13 protein-coding genes and 2 tRNA genes are annotated in these 11,851 nt (G+C 44.3%); 2 read left to right on the plus strand and 13 right to left on the minus strand.

Annotated features, from left to right (window positions below; genetic code table 11):
- Positions 1–19 precede the first annotated feature (19 nt).
- Positions 20–238 (minus strand): hypothetical protein, encoded by a 219-nt coding sequence (locus S2091_RS02285; protein ID WP_105530131.1) that lies wholly within the window; start codon positions 236–238, stop codon positions 20–22.
- A 163-nt stretch (positions 239–401) separates the two neighbouring features.
- Between S2091_RS02285 and pstS the strand changes: the two genes are divergently transcribed.
- Entirely contained in the window at positions 402–1,448 is a 1,047-nt protein-coding gene (pstS, locus tag S2091_RS02290; RefSeq protein ID WP_105530132.1) for a phosphate ABC transporter substrate-binding protein PstS, read from the plus strand.
- A gap of 2 nt (positions 1,449–1,450) precedes the next feature.
- On the opposite strand, the gene S2091_RS02295 is transcribed toward pstS, so the two are convergent.
- The 4 genes from S2091_RS02295 to S2091_RS02310 all read right to left on the minus strand — a co-directional run bounded on the left by S2091_RS02295 (position 1,451) and on the right by S2091_RS02310 (position 4,391).
- On the minus strand, positions 1,451–1,993 hold the full coding sequence (locus S2091_RS02295; RefSeq protein WP_105530133.1) for an adenine phosphoribosyltransferase: 543 nt from the start codon (positions 1,991–1,993) through the stop codon (positions 1,451–1,453).
- Between the two features lie 347 nt (positions 1,994–2,340).
- Positions 2,341–2,721 carry a hypothetical protein gene (locus S2091_RS02300; RefSeq protein ID WP_133166840.1) on the minus strand — a complete coding sequence of 127 codons (381 nt, stop codon included), beginning with the start codon at positions 2,719–2,721 and terminating at the stop codon, positions 2,341–2,343.
- A gap of 142 nt (positions 2,722–2,863) precedes the next feature.
- Positions 2,864–3,208 (minus strand): antibiotic biosynthesis monooxygenase family protein, encoded by a 345-nt coding sequence (locus S2091_RS02305; RefSeq protein ID WP_105530135.1) that lies wholly within the window; start codon positions 3,206–3,208, stop codon positions 2,864–2,866.
- Position 3,209: 1 nt separating this feature from the next.
- Positions 3,210–4,391 carry a cytochrome P450 gene (locus S2091_RS02310; protein ID WP_105530136.1) on the minus strand — a complete coding sequence of 394 codons (1,182 nt, stop codon included), beginning with the start codon at positions 4,389–4,391 and terminating at the stop codon, positions 3,210–3,212.
- 75 nt (positions 4,392–4,466) lie between these two features.
- Here S2091_RS02310 and S2091_RS02315 point away from each other — a divergent pair, with 75 nt between their 5' ends.
- Positions 4,467–5,192, plus strand: coding sequence for an ArsR/SmtB family transcription factor (locus S2091_RS02315; protein WP_243405283.1), 726 nt, complete (start codon positions 4,467–4,469; stop codon positions 5,190–5,192).
- A gap of 12 nt (positions 5,193–5,204) precedes the next feature.
- Here the strand turns inward: S2091_RS02315 and S2091_RS02320 are convergent, their stop codons facing one another.
- From S2091_RS02320 to S2091_RS02355, 8 genes are all read right to left on the minus strand, one after another.
- Positions 5,205–6,662, minus strand: a complete 1,458-nt coding sequence (locus S2091_RS02320; protein WP_105530137.1) for a Ppx/GppA phosphatase family protein — start codon at positions 6,660–6,662, stop codon at positions 5,205–5,207.
- Positions 6,663–6,750: 88 nt separating this feature from the next.
- Positions 6,751–7,632 (minus strand): class I SAM-dependent methyltransferase, encoded by an 882-nt coding sequence (locus tag S2091_RS02325; protein ID WP_105530138.1) that lies wholly within the window; start codon positions 7,630–7,632, stop codon positions 6,751–6,753.
- A 103-nt stretch (positions 7,633–7,735) separates the two neighbouring features.
- Positions 7,736–7,811: transfer RNA gene (locus S2091_RS02330), tRNA-Lys, on the minus strand.
- 128 nt (positions 7,812–7,939) lie between these two features.
- A tRNA-Lys gene (locus S2091_RS02335) sits at positions 7,940–8,015 on the minus strand.
- Positions 8,016–8,181: 166 nt separating this feature from the next.
- Positions 8,182–8,934, minus strand: coding sequence for a tol-pal system protein YbgF (gene ybgF, locus S2091_RS02340; protein ID WP_105530139.1), 753 nt, complete (start codon positions 8,932–8,934; stop codon positions 8,182–8,184).
- A gap of 13 nt (positions 8,935–8,947) precedes the next feature.
- Positions 8,948–9,469 (minus strand): peptidoglycan-associated lipoprotein Pal, encoded by a 522-nt coding sequence (gene pal / locus S2091_RS02345; RefSeq protein WP_105530140.1) that lies wholly within the window; start codon positions 9,467–9,469, stop codon positions 8,948–8,950.
- 98 nt (positions 9,470–9,567) lie between these two features.
- Entirely contained in the window at positions 9,568–10,845 is a 1,278-nt protein-coding gene (gene tolB, locus S2091_RS02350; RefSeq protein WP_105530209.1) for a Tol-Pal system beta propeller repeat protein TolB, read from the minus strand.
- A gap of 17 nt (positions 10,846–10,862) precedes the next feature.
- Entirely contained in the window at positions 10,863–11,834 is a 972-nt protein-coding gene (locus tag S2091_RS02355; protein ID WP_105530141.1) for a cell envelope integrity TolA family protein, read from the minus strand.
- Positions 11,835–11,851 lie beyond the last annotated feature (17 nt).

Below are 11,851 nucleotides of genomic sequence, written 5' to 3' on the forward strand. Positions count from 1 at the left end.
CCGTCAACATCACCGACGGTCAATTTTGATGCAAGCCTCTCTTTTTTAATATCATTGATCCGCCTATGTTGACCACCTCAACAATGGCGGGTCCTTCGACGATAATTACACCACTCCCACAGCAATTCCCACGGCCAACATTGCGCCATCTCCACACCAATTCCCAATTCGCGCCTATGTCGTCAAAGACAAACAACACGACTTCCCCCTGAAATGAGGCGAGTTGTTTGATTTTCATTTAATTCGCTCAAAACGACAATTTAGTGAGAAAAGTTTGTTAATCACCTCGGCAAGCCTTACAATATTGCCCTTTGTCATCATATTGTCATATTTTTGATGTAGCTAAATCTGTCAGGGGTTATTTATACCCACCTTCCATCCCATTTTTGTTAGTAATTATCATGTTCAGTTTTAAAAAAATCATTCTCGGTATACTTGCTATAAGTATCTTTCAGGCAACGTTTGCCGACCCAATAAATGGCGCTGGCTCTTCTGCCGCGCAGCCTTTGTATACAAAATGGGCCACGGCTTATGCACAAAAAACCGGATTCGATGTGGAGTATGACGCGATCGGCTCTACTGCCGGGATCAAAAAAATTAAAGGTAAATTAATTGATTTTGGTGCCAGCGATGTAGCACTGAGTGCGGATGATTTGCAACAAAATCAGATGATACAATTTCCAAGTGCCATCTCCGGCGTGGTGCCTGTGGTTAATTTACCTGGAATTAAGCCCGGCGAGCTGAAACTCAACGGGTCGATTTTGTCCGGAATTTTCTCTCATCAAATCACTAAATGGAATGACGCAGCGATTACTGCCTTAAATCCCAACTTAAGCTTGCCTAAAGTAGAAATTATCGCATTAGCTCGTCTCGACGGCTCTGGCACTACCTACAATTTCAGTGATTATTTAAGCCACGTTAGCCCGGACTGGAAAGCCCATTTCGGTTGTAATTTTATAATTAAGTGGCCTGCTGAAATACAACAAATCAAAGGCAGTAACGGCATAGTGGCGACAATCAAACAAACGCCTAACAGCATTTCCTACGTGGAATACAGCTACGTAGTGCAAGAAAAACTCAGCTTTGTGCAACTTCAAAATGCAGACGGTAATTTTGTTTCCCCTAAACCGGCTAATTTTGAAGCTGCTTTAAACCATAGCGGCTGGAAAACACAAGCCAACTTCAATGAAACCTTGACAGATAAAGCCGGTCCGACCAGTTGGCCAATTACCATGGGAACTTTCATTATCATGCCGAAAGTTACCAAAAATAATAACCAAACTATTGCTGCGCTGAAGTTTTTTTCCTGGGGGTTTATACAAGGTGATCGTTATGTGAACAACCTGGATTTCGTGCATTTACCTGACTCTATCCAGGCCAAAATCTTTAAACAAATGATGTCGATTACCGATACATCCGGCAATCATTTAAATTGGTCACCGATATAAATTTAATGGCCGTCAAATTCACAGACGGTAAATAAGGGCAATCCACTCTTTTTTAGCATCGCAGAGCCGCCTAAGTCGACCAGATCTACAATGGCGGCGCCTTCGATGATGAATGCGCCATTTCTTTCCAGCAATTTTTTCCCAGCCAACATCGTGCCACCAGTGGCGATCAAATCGTCAATTAACACGACTCTGTCACCCGGCTTGCATGCATCGGTATGCATTTCTACCGTGGCGCTGCCATATTCCAGTGTGTATTCTTCGGACATCGTCGTAAACGGCAATTTGCCTTTTTTACGGATCGGCACAAAGCCTAAATTCAACTCATATGCGACGACTGAGCCAATAATAAATCCGCGCGCATCCATACCGGCAATTAAATCCAAATTGGCATCCATGTAGCGATGGACAAATAAATCAATTAACACACGGAATGTTTTGGGATTTTGCAGTAACGGAGTAATGTCACGAAACATCACGCCATCTTGCGGCCAGTTGGCTACGGTTCTGATGTGATTCTTAATATAGTCTGATGGGTTATACATAGTCCGCCGCTGTCGTATTTTTGCATCTATAAGGGTGAGATGAATCGGCGCAACATTACCATAAACTCTGGTGGAAAATCTGATTTTATGGAGCAATAAAATTTAAGAATTTTATTTCACAATTTTTGACTATATCGATTAATAAATTATTAATATTTTATGTGCGTATATTGAGAGCAAAATACGCTGTCAAAAATAGGGTGGCTTAAAAGTGCTAATGCATGCTTATTTGGCGACATTTCTAACAATATTACGAATCAGGTCAGTCATGTCGGCAAATAAGCATGTATCAAAAAGAATGAGGAGAGGGAAAAGAGGTTAAAAACGTATAAAGTCAGCGCATCCATTTATGCTTTTCTATGAGCTGCAGCATGTTTTGCATTGATTTCATCTTCAGCCAACATCGCTACTTTTTCATCGGCACTCAAACGCTGACCAATAATTTCCACCCGAGCAATTTCTTTTGGTGCTAAATCGTAGGCCAGTTTTTCTTCCGCAGTCATCCGCTTTCCTGCAATCACTACTTGTTGCACTGGAACTTCAGTCATAGCGATCGCGGTATTTTTTGCACCTCCACCATTTTGAAATGCCAAGCTGGTAGCAGCAACAGCAGCGATCAATGCTACAGCCAAAATCAGTTTAGATTGAACATTGGCTTGGGTAAGATTTAAGGTTTTCATTTCATTTCCCTTCAGGGGTTGTTTAGTTGATGAACGCACTTTAAACAAGCCTGAATCACTGTGCTACGGGAATGCGACAAAGCTGCAAAACGGGGGGATGAAACGTCAAAAAACGGGAGTTATTGACGTTGATTTGATTTATGTCTTTATTTGAGTTGATTCACAGCATTAAATTGTGCGCCTTAATCACTTAAGCATGCTGAACCCGACTGTCTGGCGGGGCTTGATCGCGCTCAGTCATACCGTAATCACGCGCTACAGAGGCTATTCGCAATCGATAATCTTCAAAAATTGCCGACCTTCCTGTACTCTGTGCCGCACGATGCTCCTCTCTATTGCGCCATTCGGCTACTGCGGCTTCATCACGCCAAAACGATAAGGAAAGAATTTTTTCTGGATTGCTCAAACTTTGAAATCGCTCTATCGAAATAAAGCCATCCATACCCATCAACATCGGGCTGAGTGAGCTGGCAATATCCAAATATTGCTGTTTGGCATCCGCATAAGGTAATACTTCAAAAATCACAGCGATCACGTCAACTCCTTTTCGTTATTACGGTAAATTCCGGGACACGCACGTTGAATGATGGGCGATATGTCCAATTAAGTTGCTTAATATCAACGAGCAAAGGCAGCAATCCCGATAGCGCAGCACTGGCGATAGTGCAGGATAAATTTTGCCCAGGGCAAGCATGTCGCCCATGCCCAAATACAAATAAACGCCGATTAGTGCGCTCTAAGATAAATTCATCCGGCCTGGCATTTACTTGCTCATCACGACTAGCGGCGGCAAGCAACACAAGAATAGAATCCCCCGCTTGCAGATGCTGGTTAGCCACGATAGTTGCTTGCGCCACAAAACGGCGTGTATTTTGCACTGGCGGATCAAAGCGACAGACTTCCTGCACTAGATGATCCATTTGACTGATATCTCTGCTTATCAACAATTGCAGTTCGGGTCGATTAAACAAGGCAATAAATCCATTACCAATCAAACCCGCTGTAGCTTCATAGGTTTGCGATAAAAAACCAATCAGGTTAGCAAGAATCGCATCGCAATTGTCCCAACCCGCCAACTGTGCTTCTTGCAGCAAGTGACTCAACAAACTTTTTTCTTGAACGGGTGCACATTCAATCAACACCCTAAATCGCAGTAGCAAAGCTCTGGCTGCGACGCTGGCAGAATTTAACTGCTCGGCATTACCCAATGGGGAGATACCGCACACAAAGTCACGTGCCCATTCAGCCACCCGCGGCAACTCAACATCATTAAAGCCCAACAATTTGGCGACAACATAAATAGGAAGATCAAACATCCATGCAGCCAAGTAAGCGCCATCAGATAAGGCATATTTTGCAGCGAGTAATGCGATCATTTCATTAGTACATATCGAAATACGCAAGCCATCCAACGTGTTCAAGGCCTTTAAAGTTGCCAGCTTCGGGCATGCATGAGCATTACCTTCGTTCATGCGGATCAACCGCGCAAAAATATCCCCAGCACTGCTTCCAACTAAGGTCTTTGGCACTTGTTCTGCACTCGGTCTTACTAAACAATACGGATTATTAAATACTTCATCGACCACAGCTGCCCGGCTTGCGACCCAGCATTGCAACTGCTCATTAAAAACGAGTTCAGGTCCACTCAGTAAAGCACAATAATCAGGGTAAGGATTTGTAGCGGTATTCAACGCAGCGATTGAATTAATAGAGTTCATTTGTTTTACTTTCTCTCACATTGAATCCAAAGTATAGTTCTCGAACTCATCCAACAATTCGATTTACATCAAACTATGAATGCACTGACTACCTCGGATATGCAAGACATCAATCATGTGGATATACATTTATCCCAAATTGCGGCGGCAATTGCTGAGCCCGCAAGAGCTAAAATGTTGTGCTGCTTATTGGATGGAAGAGCCAGAACCAGCACCGAGCTTGCCGTTGTTGGTGAAATAAGCCCATCTACCGCAAGCAGTCATTTAGCCAAACTAAAAGAACAATACTTAGTGACCGTGTTAGCACAAGGCAAGCACCGTTATTATCAACTTGCAGGGAAAGAGGTTGCTGACGCGATGGAAGCATTACTGCGCATAGCAGGCGTTGCGCAAGCGCGCTTTATACCAAACACGCCCACCAAGCTACGTAATGCACGCAGTTGTTACGATCATATGGCAGGTTCGGTAGCCGTTGAATTACATGATTATTTTAAAAACCAAGGTTGGCTAACCGCCATTTCGGATGATGGAACCAACTACGATTTACATCCCGATGGTATTGCCGCTTTAGAGCATATCGGTTTGGATGTGACCAGCGTACGCCAAACCCGGCGCCGCTTTGCCTGTGCTTGTCTTGACTGGAGTGAACGCAAGCCACACATTGCTGGAGCCTTGGGTAACGCCCTACTCAAATTCATGCTGAACCGTGCTTGGCTAGAACGTGAGCTGGATGGCCGCGCCCTCATCATTAGTAAAGAAGGGCAACGGCAGTTTAAAAAATTATTTGCTATCGACGCATAAAGCCAGCATTAATCAAGGCGTAACACGCACCACGAAGTCGATATTTATTTCCGACCAGGCTTCATGCTCTTTTTCCAGCCAATAACTTAAGGTGGGATGTTGCGTGAGCCATTCGCCTTTAATTTCCAATTCGATTTTACTTTTCATCCTAACGCGCACATCTGCCAACGATAATTCAAGGCGAGTATGCATAAACAGAACCGCCAGCCGCAATGCCAGCACCGCTTTAGCAAAATCTGCATCCAGCAAAGACTCTTGTACTTTGCGTAAATTACCTTTTTGGCTCAAAATCATTTTGCTCATATTGCGCTGCTCACGGGTGGTGAAGCCTTGCATGTCAGCATACTCAACCAAATACGCGCCATGCTTGTGGTAACCCGTTTGGGAAACAATTAAACCAACCTCATGCAAACGTGCTGCCCACAATAATTGCGCCTTGTACGTGTCGGCGCTGGGCTTGAGCTGCTCATACATAATATGCGCCAGTTCAACGACAAATTTAGCCCGTTGCGGCTCAACCTGAAACGCTGCAGACACATTAAGCACCGCCTGTTCACGCCGGTCATGCTGCGTAGCCCGTAGATGTAAATCCCAAATCACGCCCATCCGCAAGCCAGCTTCAATGGTCTGCACCTGAACGACATTAAGCTCTTGCATCACACCGATTAAAATCGCCAAGCCACCCACCACCATGGCAGTCCGTTCAGGCTTAATGCCAGCCAATTCAAGCTGGTTAATTTGACCTACCTGAATGCAGAGATCTTTTAAAATTTCCAGATTTGTTAAACTTAAGCTGCCATCACCAATCTTATTGCGCGCCATCACTTCAGCAATCGAGCGAACACTGCCGGAAGATCCGTAAACCCGAGTCCAATTGCAGGTTTGGTAAAACGGTGCGGCGTCTTCAAAGTGCGAACGCGCTGACAAGATCGACGCTTCAAAACTTTCGCGGCTCATCCTGCCTTCGGGGAAGAAAGATAAGCTCTGCTTAACTGTGCCAACGCTAAACGAGGCCACTTTTAAAATCTCTTGTCCGTGCCCAAAAATCACTTCCGTAGAGCCGCCGCCAATATCAATTACCAAGCGATTTTCAGCAGGATTCGCCAAGACCTTGGCAACCCCCATGTAGATTAAGCGCCCCTCTTCTTCGCCCGAAATAATTTCAATCGGATAGCCGATCGCTTTTTCTAATTCAGGCAAAAATTGACCCGCATTTTTTGCAATACGCATGGTATTAGTTGCCACAACCCGCACTGAATCCAGCGCATATTGGCCCAGAATGGTACGGAACCGTGACAATGCAACAATCGCGCTCTGAATTGCCGCCGGCGTTAAATTACCATCTGCATCCAAACCCGCGCCCAAGCGTATCGGTTCGCGCGCACTTTTAACAATGCGCATCGCATCGCCATCAAAGCGCCCTACATGCAGACGAAAACTATTTGATCCCAAATCTACCGCTGCGTACATTTCACTTCCTTTAATGCGTAGTTTTTATGTCGGTCTACCATCATACCGAAGCAGAATGACAATCCAATGACAGGTATTTAGTGTTGGCTCATGGCGCAGTAAAAAACCGCTCCTGCAGCGCTTCTAAACCGGTGCTATGCAACACCTGAGTCAGTCGCTCCTGAGCATGCTGGCGTGGTAAATTTTTATAAGTGGCGACGATCAGCTCATTCTTCATCGAATGCTCCCATCCAACCAACTCAGTCACAGTAACTTGATAACCATGCGCTTCCAGTTGCAAACAGCGCAACACATTAGTCAACTGGCTACCAAATTCACGCGTGTGAATAGGGTGACGCCACAGTTCGGATAAAGGGTTATTTTTTATTGCCGCGTTTTTACTTTTCTTTAAAGTAGCCGCCACTTCAGCCTGACAGCAGGGAACGAGCACAATATAGCTGGCCTGTTTTTTCAGGGCAAAGGCTATCGCATCATCGGTTGCCGTATTACAGGCGTGCAGCGCCGTCACAATATCAATTTTTGCCGGCAACGCATCGGAAGTAATCGATTGCGCTACAGATAGGTTTAGGAACGACATACCTGCAAAGCCTAAGCGTGTTGCCAATGCCTGCGATTTACTCACTAATTCATCACGTGTTTCTATGCCATAAATCCGCGACTGGTTTTGTTGCGATTTAAAATATAAATCGTACAAAATAAAGCCTAAATACGACTTGCCAGCACCATGATCTACTAACGACACGTCAGCATGATCCAATTGCACTGCCTGCATTAATGGTTCAATGAACTGGTATAAATGATAAACCTGCTTCAACTTGCGGCGACTATCCTGATTCATCTTCCCGTCACGCGTCAAAATGTGCAATTCTTTCAGCAATTCTATCGATTGCCCCGGCCTGATTTCATGCGCCAAGCCTTCTGCCGCCGATGAAGTGTCGGTTGAATTTTTAGTCGAATTATTTTTCTTCATGACAGCACCATATATAAGTTTGCTCAGATTAACTCAAATCGCAAAATTCAAAAACATAAATGCAAAAAAGGACTTAGGTTTTCACCTAAGTCCTTCTTCATTTTGGTAGGCCGTGCGGGATTCGAACCTGCGACCAACGGATTAAAAGTCCGCTGCTCTACCAGCTGAGCTAACGACCCAAAACTATTTGCTGCATCTTAATGACTGCATTAAAACTATTTAAACATTACGTTAGCATTTTCTAAAATGCTAAATTTCACCAAAAACAAAAGGCTTAGATCTAAAACCTAAGCCTTTTAGGTATTCGTGGTAGGCCGTGCGGGATTCGAACCTGCGACCAACGGATTAAAAGTCCGCTGCTCTACCAGCTGAGCTAACGACCCGAAAGACGGCTATTATAGGGTAGTGTCTGGTTCAGTGTCAAACAAAAACTCGGTTTATGTTTGAATTAGCAGACAAAAAAGTGGGAGTTACTTTTGATGCGTTATTTTTAAGCACATAACGCATCAATTAAGGCGCAGCAACCACCACCTCTAAAAAAATCAAGATTTACTTCAGCGCGTTCAAACGGTCAATGGCCGTTTTCGCTGCTGCTGAATCAGGGTATTGCGTACGTAAATTTTGCAGTACTTTTCTGGCTGCCGTTTTATCCTTTTGCTCGGAATAGCAAGTTGCGATAGTCAACATTGCATCCGGCGCTCTAGAGAAATCAGGAGAAGCTTTGACTAGCGACTGAAAAGTAGCGATCGCGTTTCTATAATCTTTTTGCGCGTAATAAGCGATGCCTAAAGAATATTGCGCATTCGGCACATAAGCAGAACGTGTGTACATCTGAATAAAGGAATTCAGAGCATTGGCAGCCCCTGAATAATCCCCAGACTGAAACACAGCTAATGCCGTGTCATAGCTTTTTTGTTCATTTGGATCAATTTGCGCTTCTTTCCCATCTACCAGCAGTTTTTGCGGCTCTAGCTTACGCAAGCGATTATCAAGGTCGACATAAAAATCTTTTTGTCGACGTTGACTATCACTCACATCATTCGATAGAACCTCAACCTGCCCGCGTAATTTTGCAATTTCCTGACGCAGCGAATCTAGTTGATTCAACTGATCAAGAACTACTGTTTTATCCGCTTTATTCGTAATCTGATCATCAAGCTTGCTACTAACCGTATCAAGCTTAGTGCGCAGATCTAGAATTGCCTTACGAGCTTCATCATCATCAAATAACCCAGCATGTGCTGGTGTTGTGAGTATGCCGATGGATAAAACAGTGAGCAGGCTAAGAAAGAATCGCTTCATTGATCAGTACCTATTAATAAACGATGTCAGCGCGACGGTTTTCTGCCCAAGCTGCTTCGTTGTTACCAGTAGCTTTTGGTTTTTCTTTACCTAAAGATACGGCTTCGATTTGTGAAGCAGAAGCGCCTAAAGTTGTTAAAGATTTAGTCACTGCAACTGCACGTTTTTGACCGAGAGCCAAGTTGTATTCACGGCCACCGCGTTCATCGGTATTACCTTGAACTAAAACTTTACGTGCAGTGTGTGAAGCTAAGTATTTAGCGTGTGCAGACAACATTGCAGTGGCTTCGTCTTTAACTGTGTATTTGTCGAAATCAAAATAAACGCTACGATTTGCCAAAACACCTTTTGGATCGTTTAACGGATCAATTTCTGCAACAACTGGTTGTACAGCACGTACTTCTGGTGCTTTAACTACTGGCGCTGGTGCTTCTGCTACCGGTGCTTTTTCTTCCACTTTTACCGGGGTGCTACATGCGCTCATCAATGCAGCTGCGGCCATCGCCAAGACCAATTTAGATGTAATACTATTCATTTTTATTTCCTTTATTGAATTAAATTAATTTACTTGTTTTATTACACAAGCATCCCAAACGCCTAAACACATTACTTTTTACCTACTACCATTTGCTACTATTTCATAAACGGGCCCCAAGTGGGATTCTGCACATCACCAGCCTGAGTTGTTAAACGCTGCTTACTACGGCCATCCACTGAAACAACCCCTAAAGTGCCACGCTGACCAACTTCAGTAGCGTACATTATATATTTACTATTGGGTGCAAAGCTGGGTGAATCGTCATCTTGCGTATCAGTTAAACGCAACTCTTGATTATTCCCTAAATCTAGTGCGTATAGTTGAAATTTTCCATCGCGGCGAGAAATATACGCCAAAGTCTGTCCATCAGGAGAGATTCTAGGTGCAATATTGTAACTTCCTGTAAATGTAACACGGCGCGCTTCGCCTCCGGCTGCGCTCATCCGGTAAATTTGTGGCCCACCACTACGGTCACTGGTAAAGTAAATGAATTGTCCGTCAGCAGAAAATTGCGGCTCGGTATCAATACCGCTGGTGTTGGTCATGCGCTGCAAACCACTACCGTCAACATTGACCGTGTAAACTTGTGTATTGCCATCGCGCGATAAAGCCAATGCAACCTTGCTTCCATCAGGCGACCATACCGGGGCGGAATTATTACCTCTGTAATTCGCCACTAAAGTGCGTGCACCAGTCATTAAATTTTGCACGTAAACCACTGGCTTTCTTAACTCAAACGAAACATAAGCGACTTTGGTGCCATCCGGAGACCAGGAAGGCGACATGATCGGTTCTTTGGAACGGAATGCCACTTGCACGCCTTCGCCATCCGAGTCAGCTATTTCCAACTGATAATTTGGGCCGCTTTTTGTCACATAGGCAATGCGGGTTGAAAATATGCCGCGAATTCCAGTCAGCTTTTCATACACATCGTCGGCAATTTTATGCGCGCTTACGCGATTATATTGGGGAGTTGCTGCAACGGCAAAAGCGGATAAGGTACTCGACTTATTCGTGTCGTACAGTTTGTAGCGGACATCAAACCGCCCATCATCCGTTTTGTGCACGCTACCAACCAACAATGCATCAGCGCCTTGCGCTTTCCATTCAGGAAGATTAACGCTGTCAGTTTCTGACAAAGCGCCGGAAGTTTCTATAATTTTGAAGTAGCCACTGCGTATCAAATCGTCTTTAATAATACGGCTCACCAGCTGCGGGGCAATGCCTTCATCCGCGAAACTAGCAATGGCGACAGGAATTTGAGTTGCGCCAACGCCAGAAATTTCTACATGTAATTGCGCATGAGCTGAAAAACTCAACAGACAGCCTAGTAAAAATAGTCTGCCTACATATTTATTAATTTGACTTGTCATTGCAATATTCATTAATTTTAATCTTTCAATTTATAGGTCAATGGTATGGTCTGCGGCACAACACCTGATTTATCTGCCGGATAAGGGGCTGCGTTTCTAATAGCACTGTCCACGGCGTCATCAAATTGCGCAACGCCAGAGGATTTTGTTTTGTGAGGAACCCCTCTCAATGATCCATCTGGAAATAAATCAATTTTAAATTCCACTGTAGGATTATCTGGGCCATTATCCGAGCCTAAATACACCATTTTCGACTTAATTTTAGCGGCAATTTTACCAGCATAACTAGGATCAACCCGATTATTACCTGTGGATTTAACAGCATCGCCTGTTCCACCTGTACCAACTACCTGACTGGTGAGATTTTTTAAGTTATCGTCACGCTGCTTTTTTGCCAGGGCATCAGCTTTTTTCTGCTCTGCTGCCTTAGCCAGATCTTGCTTTTTCTGGTCTTTTTGCAAATCATCTTTACGCTTCTGCTCGTCCTTTGCTTCTTGCAATTTTTCTTCTTTTTGCTTTTCTTTCAGTTGATCTTCTTTCTGCTTTTCTTTCAACTGATCTTCAATTTTCTTTTTCTCAATAAGCTTCTCATCGGCAATTTTTTGCTTGCGAGCACGCTCAATGGCGATTTCCGCTTCTTGCTCTTGTTCTTGCTCCTGCGCTACTTGCTTGGAAGTAAGTTCTGGTTCCGTTTTTTCAACCTCTGGTGGCTGAGGAGGTGCCACTTCAATCTTAGGTAAGGGCGCCGCCTCACGCGTAGTCATATCCCAAATTTCCGCATCAACGCCGACAGGCTCCTGACTTTGCCAGCGGATGCCTATCCACAAAAACATAAACAACAGCACATGCATTACGCCAGCCAACAAAAAGGCGGAGTTTCTGCCCGGCTCTTTGGGGATTTGATAATGCGAACCAGTTAATGAATCAGCGACTCCCAGAGTCCCGTTGCCATTCACTTGTGCTCGATTGATATTAACTCTCTCACTCATACTATTTCATTACGCTT

Source organism: Solimicrobium silvestre, assembly GCF_002976435.1.
GTDB lineage: Bacteria > Pseudomonadota > Gammaproteobacteria > Burkholderiales > Burkholderiaceae_D > Solimicrobium > Solimicrobium silvestre.